This window comes from Kaistia geumhonensis, from assembly GCF_030815145.1.
Taxonomy (GTDB): Bacteria; Pseudomonadota; Alphaproteobacteria; order Rhizobiales; family Kaistiaceae; genus Kaistia; species Kaistia geumhonensis.
Map to the genome: position 1 here is coordinate 4,319,051 of NZ_JAUSWJ010000001.1, position 16,027 is coordinate 4,335,077.

Annotated in this window: 14 protein-coding genes and 1 other RNA gene; all 15 read left to right on the forward strand. The window is 68.0% G+C overall.

All coding sequences use genetic code 11. The features are described from left to right. Window positions 1-22 precede the first annotated feature (22 nt). The 15 genes from QO015_RS20500 (at window position 23) to murC (ending at window position 16,027) form a co-directional block, all read left to right on the forward strand. Complete coding sequence (locus QO015_RS20500; RefSeq protein WP_266283987.1) at window positions 23-727, forward strand: J domain-containing protein; 705 nt, start codon at window positions 23-25, stop codon at window positions 725-727. Further along, entirely contained in the window at window positions 724-1,521 is a 798-nt protein-coding gene (locus tag QO015_RS20505) for a peptidoglycan recognition protein family protein (RefSeq protein WP_266283989.1), read from the forward strand. The genes QO015_RS20500 and QO015_RS20505 overlap by 4 nt, the downstream gene beginning before the upstream one ends. Window positions 1,522-1,629: 108 nt before the next feature. Continuing rightward, window positions 1,630-2,142 carry a lytic transglycosylase domain-containing protein gene (locus QO015_RS20510; protein WP_266283990.1) on the forward strand — a complete coding sequence of 171 codons (513 nt, stop codon included), beginning with the start codon at window positions 1,630-1,632 and terminating at the stop codon, window positions 2,140-2,142. Window positions 2,143-2,241: 99 nt separating this feature from the next. Next, window positions 2,242-2,641, forward strand: an RNA gene (gene rnpB / locus QO015_RS20515) — RNase P RNA component class A. A gap of 459 nt (window positions 2,642-3,100) precedes the next feature. After that, window positions 3,101-3,568 carry a division/cell wall cluster transcriptional repressor MraZ gene (locus QO015_RS20520; RefSeq protein WP_266283991.1) on the forward strand — a complete coding sequence of 156 codons (468 nt, stop codon included), beginning with the start codon at window positions 3,101-3,103 and terminating at the stop codon, window positions 3,566-3,568. Beyond that, window positions 3,565-4,575: a 16S rRNA (cytosine(1402)-N(4))-methyltransferase RsmH gene (rsmH, locus tag QO015_RS20525; RefSeq protein ID WP_266283992.1), complete on the forward strand. Its 1,011-nt coding sequence runs from the start codon at window positions 3,565-3,567 to the stop codon at window positions 4,573-4,575. Before QO015_RS20520 ends, rsmH begins: the two co-directional genes overlap by 4 nt. Next, a complete protein-coding gene (gene ftsL, locus QO015_RS20530) occupies window positions 4,572-5,120 on the forward strand; it encodes a cell division protein FtsL (protein WP_266283993.1) in 549 nt (182 codons plus the stop codon). Before rsmH ends, ftsL begins: the two co-directional genes overlap by 4 nt. Continuing rightward, window positions 5,117-6,850 carry a peptidoglycan D,D-transpeptidase FtsI family protein gene (locus QO015_RS20535; protein ID WP_266283994.1) on the forward strand — a complete coding sequence of 578 codons (1,734 nt, stop codon included), beginning with the start codon at window positions 5,117-5,119 and terminating at the stop codon, window positions 6,848-6,850. Before ftsL ends, QO015_RS20535 begins: the two co-directional genes overlap by 4 nt. A gap of 71 nt (window positions 6,851-6,921) precedes the next feature. After that, window positions 6,922-8,382 (forward strand): UDP-N-acetylmuramoyl-L-alanyl-D-glutamate--2,6-diaminopimelate ligase, encoded by a 1,461-nt coding sequence (locus QO015_RS20540; protein ID WP_266284324.1) that lies wholly within the window; start codon window positions 6,922-6,924, stop codon window positions 8,380-8,382. Next, the gene (locus QO015_RS20545; RefSeq protein ID WP_266283996.1) at window positions 8,379-9,842 is read left to right on the forward strand and encodes a UDP-N-acetylmuramoylalanyl-D-glutamyl-2,6-diaminopimelate--D-alanyl-D-alanine ligase; all 1,464 of its coding nucleotides are present in this window, start codon (window positions 8,379-8,381) and stop codon (window positions 9,840-9,842) included. Before QO015_RS20540 ends, QO015_RS20545 begins: the two co-directional genes overlap by 4 nt. Further along, entirely contained in the window at window positions 9,842-10,927 is a 1,086-nt protein-coding gene (gene mraY, locus QO015_RS20550; RefSeq protein ID WP_266283998.1) for a phospho-N-acetylmuramoyl-pentapeptide-transferase, read from the forward strand. The genes QO015_RS20545 and mraY overlap by 1 nt, the downstream gene beginning before the upstream one ends. A gap of 4 nt (window positions 10,928-10,931) precedes the next feature. Next, on the forward strand, window positions 10,932-12,332 hold the full coding sequence (murD, locus tag QO015_RS20555; protein ID WP_266283999.1) for a UDP-N-acetylmuramoyl-L-alanine--D-glutamate ligase: 1,401 nt from the start codon (window positions 10,932-10,934) through the stop codon (window positions 12,330-12,332). After that, window positions 12,332-13,498 (forward strand): putative lipid II flippase FtsW, encoded by a 1,167-nt coding sequence (gene ftsW, locus QO015_RS20560; RefSeq protein ID WP_266284001.1) that lies wholly within the window; start codon window positions 12,332-12,334, stop codon window positions 13,496-13,498. The genes murD and ftsW overlap by 1 nt, the downstream gene beginning before the upstream one ends. A gap of 4 nt (window positions 13,499-13,502) precedes the next feature. Beyond that, entirely contained in the window at window positions 13,503-14,615 is a 1,113-nt protein-coding gene (gene murG, locus QO015_RS20565; protein ID WP_266284003.1) for an undecaprenyldiphospho-muramoylpentapeptide beta-N-acetylglucosaminyltransferase, read from the forward strand. A gap of 2 nt (window positions 14,616-14,617) precedes the next feature. Continuing rightward, window positions 14,618-16,027 (forward strand): UDP-N-acetylmuramate--L-alanine ligase, encoded by a 1,410-nt coding sequence (murC, locus tag QO015_RS20570; RefSeq protein WP_370877476.1) that lies wholly within the window; start codon window positions 14,618-14,620, stop codon window positions 16,025-16,027.

Genomic DNA, 16,027 nt, shown 5'->3' on the forward strand with positions numbered 1-16,027 from the left:
GGATGCCTTATTGTGGCGCATCATGAGTATATGGCGCCGCCTCGGCGATATCATTCACCGGATCCCAGGATCCTGCGTTCTGATCGATCATGTCTGCGACGCCCTGCGTGCCACATTCGGCACATCGGCGGAACGGCGGCATGCGGCCTTTTCCGTGTCCATGATCGCCCTTTCCGCGAAGATGGCGAAGGCGGACGGCGTGGTGACGGGCGACGAGATCAGCGCCTTCAAGCAGCTCTTCGAGATTCCCGAGAGCGAGAAGCGCAACGTCGCGCGGCTGTTCAATCTCGCGAAGCAGGACGTCGCCGGATTCGAGGCCTATGCCCGCAAGATAGCCGGGCTGTTCTCCGAGGGCGCGGAGGTCTTCGAGGACATCGTCGACGGGCTTTTCCACATCGCCAAGGCCGACGGCATGGTGCATGAGCGCGAGCTCGATTTCCTCGGGCGCGTCGCGCAGCTGTTCGGATTGTCGGAGCCGGCCTTTGCCCGCATCTCGAGCCGCCATATCGTGCCGGAGGAGGGCGATCCCTATCTCATCCTCGGCATCGACCGCGACGCCTCCAACGACGAGGTGAAGCGGCATTACCGGCGCATCGTCGCGGACACCCATCCCGACAAGCTGATGGCGCGCGGCGTTCCGGCCGAGTTCATCGCCATCGCCACCGCCAAGCTCGCCGCGCTCAACGGCGCCTATGACAGGATCCGGCGGGAACGAGCTTTCGCATGACGGATCGGAACGGCCTGGCCGCCGACTTGCGGCCATCGCCGAATTTCGGCACGCGCGCCGAAGGCGTCGCGACCGATCTCATCATCCTTCACTATACCGACATGCCGACCGCCGAAGAGGCGATCGAGTGGCTCTGCAACCCCGTCTCCCAGGTCTCGGCGCATTATGTCGTCGCGGAGGACGGGCGCATCACGCAACTCGTCGACGAGGCCGACCGGGCCTGGCATGCCGGCCTGTCCTGCTGGGAAACCGAGACCGACATCAATTCGCGATCGATCGGTATCGAGATCGCCAATGCGGGCCACGACCACGGTTATCCCGATTTTCCGGCCGCGCAGATCGATGCCGTCATCGGGCTCTGCCGCGATATCCAGTCGCGCCATCCGGTCAAGCCCCGAGGCATTCTCGCGCATTCCGACGTGGCGCCTGCCCGCAAGCGCGATCCGGGCGAGAAGTTCCCCTGGGCGGCGCTGGCGGCGGCAGGAATCGGCCATTTCGTGCCGCCTGAGCCGCTCGGCGGCGGTCGCGCGATGCAGCCGGGCGACGAGGGATATGCGGTCGGCGCCTTCCAGGCGCTGCTCTTCCTTTATGGCTACGGGCTCGACGTGACCGGCATCTATGACGAGGCGACGGTGGCCGTGGTGAGCGCCTTCCAGAGGCATTTCCGGCCGGCGCGCATCGACGGGCTTGCCGATGCGTCGACGGTCGCGACACTGCATAAACTGGCCCGCGCGCTGGCCCCGCCGGACCTCGCCCCGGCCGTCTCTCCGATCGGCCGAATCCGGCGCTGGTGATCACGCCATCGTGATCGACGCCTCGGGATGGGCGCCTCACCGCCCCATTTCGGGACAGTTCCGCCGCGAAAGCGAGGCCATCGTCAACGAAGCGAGTACCCGTCGCGTATGAATGTCGTCCGCGTAACCGGCCTGGCCGCGCTGTTCGCCTGCTCGGCCATGCTGAATTCCATCATCCCCGCCGAGGCTGGCTCCGCCCGGCTCCTTTCCTCGAACGCCACCCGGATCGCCGCCGCCGACCGGGGCAACAGCCGCTACGACGAGCTGATCGCGCGCTACGCAGCGGAAAATGACGTCCCCGTTTCGCTTGCGCATGCGGTGGTCAACGTCGAGAGCAACTACAATCCAAAACTGCGTGGCTCGGCCGGCGAGATCGGGCTGATGCAGGTGAAGCTGTCGACGGCGCGCGGCATGGGCTATCGCGGCTCGGCCAAGAAGCTCTACGAGCCGGAGACCAACATCCGCTACGGCATGGAATATCTCGGCGCAGCGCGGAAACTCGCCGGCGGCGACCTCTGCGGCACCATCCTTCGCTACAATGCGGGGCATGCGGCGAAGCGCATGTCCAAGGGACCGCTCGCCTATTGCGGCAAGGTCCGCCAGATCATCGCCATGAACTGATGCCGCGGCATGGACCGGGCGAGCCGTGGTCCGCGCGGCGGAGGTCGCCGTCCAGGCGGGCTTGACCCCCGGCGGCTTCCCCCATAGGTGCTAGCCGGGCCAGCTGGCCGGACGACCGCCCCTGCAGGACCGAAAGGTCGCCGGGGAGGAAAGTCCGGGCTCCACGGAAACACGGTGCCGGATAACGTCCGGCGGGGGCGACCCCAGGGAAAGTGCCACAGAGAGCAGTCCGCCCGGCAAGCCTTTCGGGGCATGTCGGGTCAGGGTGAAAGGGTGGGGTAAGAGCCCACCGCGGACCCAGCAATGGGGACGGCACGGCAAACCCCACCGGGAGCAAGACCGAATAGGGGCGGCATGGGCTCATGCCCAGGCCTGTTTCCAGGCCCGCCGCCCGGGTAGGTCGCGCGAGGCGTCCGGCAACGGCCGCCCAAGATGAATGGTCGTCACGCGGTGGTTCGCCACCGCCTTACAGAACCCGGCTTACAGGCCAGCTGGCGCTGACCTTTCCGGAACATCCGCGCACTTTGCTGCCGTCCTTCGAAGCATGGGCGCGCATGGGCGATCACCCCCTCGACACCCCTTTCATCGCCGTCCGAGACAGACTGCCGCGCCTCCGGTTGTCCACCGGTCGTGCGGGGCGTTTCGCGTGCCTCGGGCCGTCGCAGAAACGCCGGCAAAGCAAGGATTTGCAACGGAAAATTAATCTTAACGGTTCCATGGTTTTCCACGGTGGCCGGCCGGCCGCGGAGAGCCATTCCATTGACGCCCATGTCCTCCCATGGTATCCCAAATCGTCCCGGAACGAAGGGGTCGCCTTCGGCTATCGCAGCCGTGCTTTGGGCCCCTTCCGCGTCCCGGGCGAGCGTTTCCAGTCTGCGTCCGTGGGTTCTCATCCGTGCTCGGAAGCGGGCGGCGGAACGGGATTTCGCGTGTCGCTTCCGGAGCGGCCTGAGGGGCAATGGACGAGTTCGTTTCCACCTTCACGAACCGGCTGGATTCGAAGGGGCGGGTCTCCATTCCCGCAGCCTTCCGCTCAGTGCTGGCGCGTGACGGTTTCGAGGGGCTCTATTGTTGTCCGACGCTGGATCAGAATGCTGTGGATGCCGGGGGCCATCGGCTCCGGGAGCAGATCCGCGCCATGCTGGCCCTGTTCGAGCCTTTCTCGGAGGATCACGAGCTGCTGTCGACGACGCTGATCGGCGAGAGCGAGATCCTGAAGGTCGATCCGGAGGGGCGCGTCGCGCTCTCCGAGGCGATCAAGGCCCATGCCGGGATCGGCGATACCGTGACCTTCGTCGGGCAGGGCTACAAGTTCCAGATCTGGGAACCGGAGCGTTTCCTCTCCTATCGCGAGGCGGCGAAGAACCGGGTGCGCGACCTGCGTCGTCGTCTCGGCGGGCGCCGCGAGCCGGGAGAGTCGGCATGACGGCAGAGACCGCTCCGCGCCACATTCCCGTCATGCTCGCCGAGGTGCTTGCCGCGCTGGCGCCGAGAGCGGGCGAAACCATCATCGACGGCACGTTCGGGCTCGGCGGCTATTCGCGTGCGATCCTCGCGGCCGGCGCGGACGTGATCGCGATCGACCGCGATCCGACCGCGATCGCCGGCGGCGCCGGCCTGGTCGCGGAGGCCGCCGGACGGCTGACGCTGGTCGAGGACCGCTTCGGCGCCCTGGACAGCGTCGCGGAGGCAGCCGGGCATGCCGCGGTCGACGGCGTCGTGCTCGATATCGGCGTCTCGTCCATGCAGATCGACGAGGCGGAGCGCGGCTTCTCGTTCCGCTTCGACGGCCCGCTCGACATGCGCATGGCGCGATCGGGGCCGAGCGCCGCCGACATCGTCAACACCATGGCGCCGCGCGACCTCGCCCGCATCCTCTCCGTCCTCGGGGAAGAGCGCCGGGCGGGCGCCGTGGCACGCGCGATCGCAGAAGACCGTGGCGCGACGCCTTTCACCACCACCGCGGCGCTGGCCGGGCTCATCGAGCGCGTGGTGGGCCGCAAGCCCACCGACACGATCCATCCCGCGACGCGCAGCTTCCAGGCGCTCCGCATCTTCGTGAACGAGGAACTCGACGAACTGGCCGACGCCCTGGCCGCCGCCGAGCGCGTGCTGAGGCCAGGCGGCCGCCTCGTCGTCGTCTCTTTCCATTCTCTCGAAGATCGCATCGTCAAGCGCTTCCTCGCCGATCGCAGCGAGGAGCGGGCAGGGGGCTCGCGCCACATGCCGGAACGCAGCGTCGCGGCGCCGACCTTCACGCTCGTCGGCAAGGGCCCCGTAAACGCCGGCGACGACGAGATCGCGCGCAATCCGCGGGCCCGTTCGGCGAAGCTGCGGGCGGCCATCCGCACCGAGGCGCCGGCGCGTCCCTTCGACAGAGAGGCGGCGGGCGTTCCGTCGCTGCCACCCCTCAAGGCGGAGCGTTCGCAATGAAGCGCGGCTGGAACATCTTCTGGGTCAGCCTGATGATCGCCGTCGCGGTCGTGACCTATGCGATGAAGGACAGCGCCGGCCGCGCCGCCGACCATGTTATGCAGCTCCGCGCCGAGATCGCCCGCGAGAAACAGCAGCTCGCCGTGCTCAAGGCCGAGTGGGGCGTTCTCGACCAGCCGTCCCGCCTGCAGGCGCTCGTCGAGCGCTACAGCGAATATCTCGGCCTGAAGCCTCTCGACGTCCGCCAGCTCGCCCGCCTCAGCGACGTTCCCGGTCGTGGGCCGATTCCCGCCGGCGGCGGCCAGATGCCGGGCAAGCCGCTCGATCTCCTCACCGCGAGCGCGGCGAGCGGCGTCGATCCGGTGCGGACCGGCAGCGTCGCAACGGCGCCCAAGCTGCCCAAGCCGCCTTCGTCCAAGACCGCCGCGGCGAAGTCCGCCGACGCTGCCAAGACCGCCGCTTCGATCAAGCATACCGAGCCCGCCGTGCGAAAGCCGGTGCCGCTCGCCTCGCCCGCCGAGCTGCAGACGGGATATCTCGAATGACGATGACGCTCACTGATCATCCCGAAACGTTGAACCGCGCTCCGCTGGCGCGAGACGAGAGCGCCGCGGTCGCAGCCCGCAAGCGGCAGGAACAGACGCGCAGCCGCATCGTGCTCGCGGTCGGCGCCTTCGTCCTTCTTTATGGGATCATCGGCGGCCGGCTGGTCCAGCTCGGCGCCAGCGAGCCGGCGGACGCGGCGGCGCGCGGCAGCGCCGCCTCGGCGGTCGCCACAGCCCGTCCCGACATCGTCGATCGCAACGGCGAGATCCTGGCGACGGACATCCGCACCGCCTCGCTCTATGCCGAGCCGAACAAGATCGTCGATCCCGACGAGGCGACCGAGCTCATCACCAGCGTGTTGCAGGACCTCGACGCGACGGCGCTGCGCAAGAAGCTGTCGACCAAGGCGGGTTTCGTCTGGGTGAAGCGCGAGATCACGCCGACCCAGCAGGCGCAGATCCATGACCTCGGCATCCCGGGCGTCGGCTTCCTGACTGAGAACAAGCGCTTCTATCCGGGCGGTCCAGCCGCGGCGCATATCGTCGGCCTCGTCAATATCGACAACCAGGGCATCGCGGGCATCGAGCGGACCGTCGACGAACGCGGCCTCTCCGACCTGCACAATGCCGGCTTCGCGATGAAGACCAATGCGCAGGAGCCGGTGCGTCTCTCGATCGACCTCCGCGTCCAGCACGTCCTGCGCGACGAACTCGTCGGCGCCATGCAGAAATATAGGGCGGTGGCGGCGATGGGCGTTCTGGTGAACGCCAAGACGGGCGAGGTGATCGCCCTCGCGTCGCTCCCCGATTTCGATCCCAACGACCCTGTCGACGCCAACAAGCCGGATCGCCTCAACAGGATCACGGCAGGCACCTTCGAGCTGGGCTCCGTCTTCAAGAGCTTCACCTTCGCCATGGCGCTCGACAGCGGCAAGGTGAAGATGACGGACAGCTTCGATGCCCGCTCTCCGATCCGCGTCGGGCGGCAGCTGATCCGCGACTCCCATCCCGAGGGGCGCTATCTCTCGGTCCCCGAAATCTTCCGCTATTCGTCCAATATCGGCACCGCGAAGATGGCGCTCGCGATCGGCCAGGAGACGCAGCAGGACTATCTGAAGAAGTTCGGCCTCTCGACCAAGCTCAAGACCGAGCTGCCGGAGGTGGCCACGCCTCAGGTGCCGCGCCGCTGGAGCACGGCCGCCCAGATGACCGTCGCCTTCGGACACGGCATCGCGATCACGCCGATGCAGGCCGCCATGGGCGACGTCGCACTGGTCAATGGCGGCAACTTCCTGTCGCCCACCTTCTTCCCGCGCACGCAGGAGCAGGCGATGGCGCTGGCCACGCCGATGGTCTCGAAGAAGACCAGTGACGAGATGCGCTGGCTGTTCCGCTACAACGCCGTCAACGGTTCGGGCCGCCATGCAGACGTTCCGGGCTATGTCGTGGGCGGCAAGACGGGTACGGCCGAGAAGATCGCGAACGGACGCTATGTCGAGGGGCATTACCTCAACTCGTTCCTCGCGACATTCCCGATGGACGACCCGGAATATGTGCTTCTCGTCTCGGTCGACGATCCGAAATCGGAGAAGCCGGGACTGCCGGCGCTGGCTGCCTGGAACGCAGCCTATGTCGCCGGAAACGTGATCCGCCGCTCTGCCGCCTTTCTCGGCGTCCAGCCGAGGACGGAGCAGGAAGGCCACCCCGATGCCATGCTCGTGTCGTATTGAGCGCAGATGGAGCCGCCCTTCCGGCTCCATCGACCACGAGGAACGCTCCATCCATGCGACCTAGCCCGACCATGCCGCTCGGCCTCCTTGCCGGGACCGATTATCCGATCCGACCGGAATTCGCGGACGTGACGGTCCGGGGCATGACCGCCGACAGCCGCGCCGTGAAGCCGGGCTATCTCTTCGCCGCGTTGCGCGGCGTCTCCAGCGACGGTCTCGGTTTCATCGGAGATGCCGTCGCGCGCGGTGCAGCGGCGGTGCTCTGCGCGGCCGATGCATCGCTCGCCGCGGATCCCGGCGTGCCGGTGCTCAGGGCCGAAGAGCCGCGCTCGGCGCTCGCCCGCCTCGCCGCGCGATTCTATCCCCTGCAGCCGGAAAAGCTGGTCGCCGTGACCGGCACGGCCGGCAAGACCTCGGTCGCCGTCTTCGCGCGCCAGATCTTCGCCGCGGCCGGCCATGCCGCCGCCTCGATCGGCACCATCGGCGTCGTCGGTCCGCAGGGCTCCGTCTATGGCAGCCTGACGACTCCCGATCCGGTCGAGCTGCACTCGACGCTGAACGACCTCGTCCTCGACGGCGTCACCCATGCCGCGCTGGAGGCGTCGAGCCACGGTCTCGACCAGCACCGTCTCGACGGCGTGCGGCTGCAAGCCGGCGCCTTCACCAATCTCGGCCGGGATCACATGGATTATCACGCGACGGTCGAGGACTATTTCGCGGCCAAGATGCGGCTCTTCGCGGAGCTCCTGCCCGAGGGTGCGACGGCGGTGATCGATGCCGACGGCCCCTTTGCCGCCCGCGTCGCCACCATCGCCGGCGATCGCGGACAGGCGATCCTCACGACAGGTGCGGCCGGGACGTCGATCCGCCTTCTCTCCGCCGTTCCCGATGGACTGCGCCAGGTGCTGGAGCTCGACGTGTTCGGCGAGCCGATGATGGTCGAGCTGCCGCTCGCCGGCGCGTTCCAGGTCTCCAACGCGCTCGTCGCCGCGGGCCTCGCGATCGCCGTCGGCGTGCCGGCGCGGGTCGCGATCGATGCGCTGGCGGGGCTCGAAGGGGCGCCCGGTCGGCTCGAGAAGGTCGGCGTCACGCGCTCCGGTGGCGCGGTGTTCGTCGACTATGCCCACAAGCCGGATGCGCTCGACAATGCGCTCGCCGCGCTGCGACCGATGACATCGGGCAAGCTCGTCGTCGTCTTCGGCGCCGGAGGAGACCGCGATCCGGGCAAGCGTCCCTTCATGGGCGAGGTCGCGACGCGGCGGGCCGATGTCGTGATCGTCACCGACGACAATCCCCGCTCGGAAGAGCCGGCGGCGATCCGCGCCGCCATTCTCGCGGCGGCGCCCGGCGCGATCGAGATCGGCGACCGCGGGCGTGCCATCGCTGAAGCGGTCGCCATGCTGGGCCCCGGCGATGTGCTCTGCGTCGCCGGCAAAGGCCACGAGACCGGCCAGATCGTGAAGGGTGTCGTCCATCACTTCTCCGACCACGAGGCTGTCGCCGCGGCGATCGCCCGGGAGGACGCTGCATGACAGGACTTCTCTGGACCTTCGAAGACTTCGTGGCCGCGATGCGCGGCCGCCCCACCGGCATCGCGACGCCGCCGATCAGCGGCATCTCGATCGATAGCCGCACGATCATCCCCGGCGACGCCTTCTTCGCGATCCGCGGCGAGCAGTTCGACGGGCACGATTTCGTCGGCAAGGCTGCCGCGCAGGGTGCCGCGCTCGCGGTGATCGCCGAGGAGCGGCTGGCCGCGCTCGGCAGGCTCACGATCCCGCTCGTCGTGGTCGAGGACGTGCTGAAGGCGCTCGAACTGCTCGGCCAGGCAGCGCGCGAGCGGACGATCGCCTCCGTCGCCGCCGTGACCGGCAGCGTCGGCAAGACCACCACCAAGGAGATGCTGGCGCGCTGCCTCGCCGCGTCCGGGCCGGTCCACTATTCACCGGCCTCGTTCAACAATCACTGGGGCGTGCCGCTGACGCTCGCCCGGATGCCGGCCGATACCCGCTTCGCGGTGTTCGAGATCGGCATGAACCATCCCGGCGAGATCGATCCGCTCGTGCGCATGGTTCGTCCGCATGTCGGCATCATCACCACCATCGCGCCGGTGCATGTCGAGTTCTTCCCCGACGGCATCGCCGGCATCACGCGCGCCAAGGCCGAGATCTTCCACGGGATCGAACGGGGCGGCGCCGCCATCCTCAATCGCGACAACCCGCAGTTCGAGCCGCTGGCGTTGATGGCGATCGATGCTGGCGTCGATCGCGTGCTCGGTTTCGGCGAGAACGCCGATGCCGAGGCGCGGCTGACGGCGCTCGATCTGCTGCCGGAGGGCTCCAGGGCGCGGGCCGACATCCTCGGCCGCGAGGTATCGTTCACGCTCGGCGCTCCCGGGCGCCATCTCGTCCAGAACGCGCTTGCGACCCTTCTGGCGGTGCAGCTTCTCGGCGGCGATCTCGACGCCGCCGCCGATGCGCTCGGCAGCATGGCGGCGCCGAAGGGGAGGGGTGCGCAGCATGTGCTCGGCCTCGCGGAGGGCAGCGCGCTCCTGATCGACGAGAGCTACAACGCCAATCCCACCTCCATGCGGGCTGCCATCTCCGTGCTCGCGGCGGCGCGTCCCGGACCCGCCGGCCGCCGTTTCGCGGTGCTCGGCGACATGCTGGAACTCGGCCCGGAGGAGATGGCGCTGCATGCCGGCCTCGCCGAGCCGCTCGCCGAGGCGGGCATCGACGCGGTGCTCCTCGCCGGGCCGCGCATGGCCGCGTTGTGGGAGGCCTTGCCGACCGCCATCAAGGGCCATTATGCGGAAACGGCGGAAGAGCTCGACGTGATTCTCGAGGCCGCCCTCGCAGACGGCGACGTGATCATGGTCAAGGGCTCGAAGGGGAGCCGCATGACGCCTCTGGTCGAGCGATTGATCAACCATTTCCCGCCGCCCGCGGCCGGCACCGACGCGCCGTTATCCGAGATCGAAGGACCCGCCTGATGCTCTACTTCCTCGGGGATCTCTCGGCGCAGTTCTCGGCCCTCAACGTCTTCCGCTACATCACCTTCCGCGTCGGCGGCGCGACGATGACGGCGCTCATCGTCGTGTTCCTGTTCGGGCCGATGATCATCCGCGCGCTGCGCACCAAGCAGGGCAAGGGCCAGCCGATCCGCGAGGACGGGCCTCAGAGCCATCTCCTCACCAAGAAGGGCACGCCGACCATGGGCGGCCTGATGATCCTGTTCGGGGTCATCGTGTCGACGCTGCTGTGGGCCAATCTCACCAGCTTCTATGTCTGGGTCGTGCTCGGCGTCACCATCGGCTTCGGCCTCATCGGCTTCTATGACGACTATCTGAAGGTCACGAAGCAGAGCCACAAGGGCTTCTCCGGCCGCTCGCGCCTGGCCGTCGAGTTCGTCATCGCGGCGATCGGCTGCTACGTCATCTCGCGTCTCTCCGGCGGGCCGCTCGCCGACTCGCTGACCTTCCCCTTCGTCAAGTCGTTCGTCATCGATCTCGGCTGGTTTTTCATTCCCTTCGGCGCCTTCGTCATCGTCGGCGCCGGCAATGCCGTGAACCTCACCGACGGCCTCGACGGGCTCGCGATCGTCCCGGTGATGGTCGCCGGCGCGAGCTTCGGGCTGATGGCCTATCTCTCCGGCAACGCGATCTTCGCGGAATATCTGCAGATCCATTTCGTGCCCGGCACGGGCGAACTCGCCGTGCTCTGCGGCGCGCTCTTCGGCGCGGGGCTCGGCTTCCTGTGGTTCAACGCCCCGCCGGCCGCGATCTTCATGGGCGATACGGGATCGCTGGCGCTGGGCGGCATGCTCGGCGCCATCGCCGTCGCCACCAAGCACGAGATCGTGCTCGCCATCATCGGCGGCCTCTTCGTGCTCGAGGCGGTCTCGGTCATCATCCAGGTCGCGTCGTTCAAGCTGACCGGCAAGCGCGTCTTCAAGATGGCGCCGATCCATCATCATTTCGAGCAGCTTGGCTGGACCGAGCCGCAGGTCGTGATCCGCTTCTGGATCATCGCCATCGTGCTCGCGCTGGTCGGCCTCTCCAGCCTCAAGCTGAGGTGAGGCGATGATCCCGGTCACCGTCTTCGCCGGACGCAAGGTCGCCGTCTTCGGGCTCGGCGGGAGCGGCCTCGTGACCGCGGAGGCGCTGGTCGCCGGCGGCGCCGAGGTCTTCGCCTTCGACGACAACCCCGATTCCGTCGCCAATGCCGCGGCGCGCGGCGTGCCGACCGCGGATCTGCGCGCGCTCGATTTCTCCTCGCTCGCGGCGCTGGTGCTGGCGCCCGGCGTGCCGCTGACCCATCCCGAGCCGCACTGGACCGCCGTGAAGGCCAAGGCGGCGGGCATCGAGATCATCGGCGATATCGAGCTCTTCTGCCGCGAGCGCCGCGCCGTGGCGCCGGATGCGCCGTTCATCGCCATCACCGGCACCAACGGAAAATCCACCACGACCGCGCTGATCGCGCATCTCTTCGCGAGCGCCGGCTGGGATGTGCAGCTCGGCGGCAATATCGGCACGGCGATCCTCTCCCTGGAGCCGATCACGGACGAGCGCGTCTATGTCGTGGAATGCTCGTCCTTCCAGATCGACCTCGCGCCGAGCATCGATCCGTCCGTCGGCATCCTGCTCAACCTGACCGAGGATCACCTCGACCGGCACGGCACGATGGAGAACTACGCGGCCATCAAGGCGCGGCTCGTCGCCGGCGCCGACGCGGCGGTCGTCGGCGTCGATGACGACTGGTCGGCCGATATCGCTTCGGCGATCGACCATCACGGCCGCAAGGTCGAACGGATCTCGGTCCGCCGGCCCGTGACCGACGGCTACTATGCCGAAGGCAGTTACATCTACGAGGCGGTGGACGCCAGCACGCGGCAGGTCGCCGATCTCGCCGGCATCGGCTCGCTGCGCGGCACGCACAACGCCCAGAACGCGGCCGCGGCGATCGCCAGCGCGCGGCTGCTCGGCCTCTCCGACGATGTCATCGAGAAGGGGCTCAAGTCCTTCCCCGGTCTCGCACACCGGATGGAGGAGGTGGCGAAGATCGGACACGTTCTCTTCGTGAACGATTCCAAGGCGACCAATGCCGACGCCGCCGAAAAGGCGCTGGCGAGCTTCGACCACATCTACTGGATCCTCGGCGGGAAGCCGAAGACCGGCGGCATCGACAGCCTCGCCCCCTATTTCGGCAGGATCGCGCGCGCCTATCTGATCGGTGCCGCGTCGGATGCCTTCGCTGCGACGCTGGAAGGCAAGGTCTCGGCCGTGAAATGCGGCACGATGGAGCGCGCCGTCGCGGCGGCGGCGGAAGACGCCGCGCGCGACGATGCGGCGGAGCCGGTGGTGCTTCTGTCGCCCGCCTGTGCCTCCTTCGACCAGTATCGCAACTTCGAGAAGCGCGGCGATCATTTCCGCGAACTCGTCCTCGCCCGCGCTGCCGCGGGCGCCACCGAGGAGGTCAGGTGATGGTGAGCAGGGCCGATCGCGGCGTCATCGCCGAGTGGTGGTGGACCGTCGACAAGTATCTTCTCTTCTCGCTGCTTGCGCTGATGTTCATCGGCGTGATCCTGTCGCTCGCAGGCAGCCCGCCGGTGGCCGAGCGCATCGGGCTCGACAGCTTCCATTTCACCGAGCGCCACGTCGCCTTCCTGATCCCGACCATCGCGATCATGGTGCTGACATCGATGCTGTCGCCGCGCGACGCGCGCCGCGCGGCGCTGATCGTCTTCATCCTCGCCGTCGTGCTCATGTTCCTGACGCTGTTCATCGGCCAGGAGGTCAAGGGCGCACGGCGCTGGATCAACGTGCTCGGCTTCTCGCTGCAGCCGTCGGAATTCATGAAGCCGGCCTTCGTGATCCTCTCGGCCTGGCTCTTCACCGAGCATGAGCGTCGCAGCGACATTCCCGGCAACATCTTCGCGATCCTGCTGCTCACCATCGTCGTGGCGCTGCTCGTCGCCCAGCCCGATCTCGGCCAGACCATGCTCGTGGTCATCGCCTGGTCGTCGCTGTTCTTCATGGCGGGCCTCTCCTGGTACTGGATCGCCGCGCTCGCCGGCCTCGGTGCCGGCGGCGTCGTGGCCGCCTATACGGTGTTTCCGCACTTCGCCGGCCGCATCAACCGCTTCCTCGATCCGGCCACCGGCGATACGTTCCAGGTCGACACCGCGCTTCAGTCGATCCTCGGCGGCGGTCTCTTCGGCCGCGGTCCGGGCGAGGGCATCGCCAAGAAGATCCTGCCGGACAGCCATACCGACTTCATCTTCGCCGTTGCCGCCGAGGAATACGGCGTCCTCTTCTGCATCGGCCTGATGCTCATCTTCGCCTTTATCGTCGTGCGCGGCCTCAGCCATTCGATGAAGAACGAGGATCCCTTCATCCGCCTCGGCGCGGCGGGGCTTCTCGTGATGTTCGGGGTGCAGTCCGTGATCAACATGTCGGTCAATCTCAACCTGATGCCCGCCAAGGGCATGACGCTGCCCTTCATCTCCTATGGCGGCTCGTCGATGCTGGCGCTGGCCTTCCAGATGGGCCTCGTCCTGGCGCTCACGCGCCGCCGCTTCGAGCCGATCCGCCTCACCGCCGGCTTCGGCCGCTATCATGGCGGCGAGGCCAAGGTCGGGACGGCCTGAGATCGTGGCCGGCACGGTTCTCCTCTCGGCCGGCGGAACCGGCGGCCATCTTTTCCCGGCCGAGGCGCTCGCCCATGTCCTGGTGGCCCGGGGGTGGACCATCCACCTCGCCACCGACCATCGCGTCGAGGCCTATGGCCAGAATTTTCCGGCGGCGGAGACGCATATCATCCGCTCGGCGACGCCTTCGGTGAAATCGCCGCTGGTGATGCTGTCCGCCGCCTGGAGCCTCTATGGCGGCTACCGTCAGGCCAAGGGCGTCATCCGCCGCATCCGCCCGGATGTCGCCGTCGGCTTCGGCGGCTATCCGACCGTGCCACCGATGCTCGCAGCCGCGCATCTCGGCGTGCCGACGATCGTGCATGACGCCAATGCCGTGCTGGGTCGCGCCAACCGGCTGCTGGCGCCGCGCGTGACCGCGCTCGCGACCTCGTTTGCCAGCGTCGGTCATGCCGAGGGCCTCAGGACGCGGGTCGTGCAGACGGGCAATCCCGTGCGGCAGGCCGTGATCGATGCGAGCCGCGTTCCCTATGACCCGCCAGTTCCGGGAGCGCTTCTGAGGCTGGTCGTGTTCGGCGGCAGCCAGGGCGCGCGCTACTTCTCCGATGTCATGCCGCCCGCGCTGGAGGCGCTCGGCGCCGAGAAGCGCGCGCGCCTCTCGATCGTTCAGCAGTGCCGGCCGGAGGATCTCGAGCGCGTGCAGGCATCCTATGCCCGCCTCGGCGTCGTCGCCGAACTCGCGCCCTTCTTCCGCGACCTGCCGGCCCGCATCGCCGCGAGCCAGCTCGTGCTCTGCCGTTCCGGCGCTTCGACGGTGAGCGAACTCTCGGTCATCGGCCGGCCGGGCATCATGGTGCCGCTGCCGCATGCCATCGACCAGGACCAGAGCGTCAACGCCTCCGTGCTCGCCAAGGCGGGCGGCGGCTGGATCGTGCCGCAGGCGGAGTTGACGGCGGAGCGCCTCGCGGGCGATATCGCCGCCTTTCTCGACGCGCCGGAGCGCCTCGTCGAGGCCGCCCGCGCCGCCCGCTCGGTCGGCCGCCCCGACGCCGTCGAACGCCTCGCCGATCTCGTCGAGGAGATCGCGGGCCGCAGAAGAGGGAAATCCCCATCGTGAGAATGCCCACGGATATCGGGCCGGTTCATTTCGTCGGCATCGGCGGCATCGGCATGAGCGGCATCGCCGAGGTGCTGGTCAATCTCGGCTACCGGGTTCAGGGCTCCGACGCGGCCGAGAACGCCAATGTGCAGCGCCTCCGCTCCAAGGGCGTCACCATCGCGATCGGCCATGACGCCGCCAATCTCGGCGATGCGCGCGTGGTCGTCGTCTCCTCGGCGATCAAGGCTGCCAATCCCGAGCTGAAGGCCGCCCGCGAGCGGCTGCTGCCGGTCGTGCGCCGGGCCGAGATGCTGGCCGAGCTGATGCGCCTCAAGAGCGCCATCGCCATAGCCGGCACCCATGGCAAGACGACCACGACCTCGATGGTCGCGGCGCTGCTCGACGCCGGTGGCTTCGATCCGACCGTGATCAATGGCGGCATCATCAACGCCTATGGCACCAATGCGCGCATCGGCGCGAGCGACTGGGTGGTGGTCGAGGCCGACGAGAGCGACGGCAGCTTCGTCAAGCTGCCGGCGGATGTCGCGCTGGTCACCAATATCGACCCGGAGCACCTCGACCACTACGGATCGTTCGAGAAGGTGCGCGACGCCTTCAAGCAGTTCATCGAGAACATCCCGTTCTACGGCTTTGCCGTGATGTGCCTCGATCATCCCGAGGTTCAGAAGCTGATCGGGCGTATCGAGGATCGCCGCATCATCACCTATGGCGTCAACACCCAGGCCGATGTCCGCTACAGCGATCTTCGCACCGAAGGCTCGATGTCGCGATTCAACGTCTCGATCCGCGACCGCGCGAGCGGAGCCGTCAGCGACATCGTCGGGCTCGCACTGCCGATGCCCGGCGAACACAATGTCCAGAACGCGACCGGAGCCATCGCGATCGCCCACCAGCTCGGCATCTCCGACGAGGCGATCCGCAAGGGTCTCGCCGGCTTTGGCGGGGTGAAGCGGCGTTTCACCCATACCGGCAGCTGGAAGGGCGTCGAGATCTTCGACGACTATGGCCACCATCCGGTCGAGATCGCCGCCGTCCTCAAGGCGGCGCGCGCGGCGGCGCATCGCTCGCACGTCATCGCCGTGGTCCAGCCGCATCGCTACAGCCGCCTGCACGATCTCTTCGACGGCTTCTGCACCTGCTTCAACGATGCCGACACCGTCATCGTCGCGCCCGTCTATGCCGCGGGCGAGGCGCCGATCGAGGGGGCCGACCGCGATCATCTGGTGGACGGCCTCAAGGTGCGCGGCCATCGCGACGTGCGGGCGATCGACGGGCCGGAAGGTCTCGCGCCGCTCGTCGCGAGCCTCGCGAAGAGCGGCGACTATGTCGTCTGCCTCGGCGCCGGCTCGATCACCAACTGGGCCTATGCGCTGCCGGGCGAGCTCGAGAAGATCGGCGGATCGACGTGA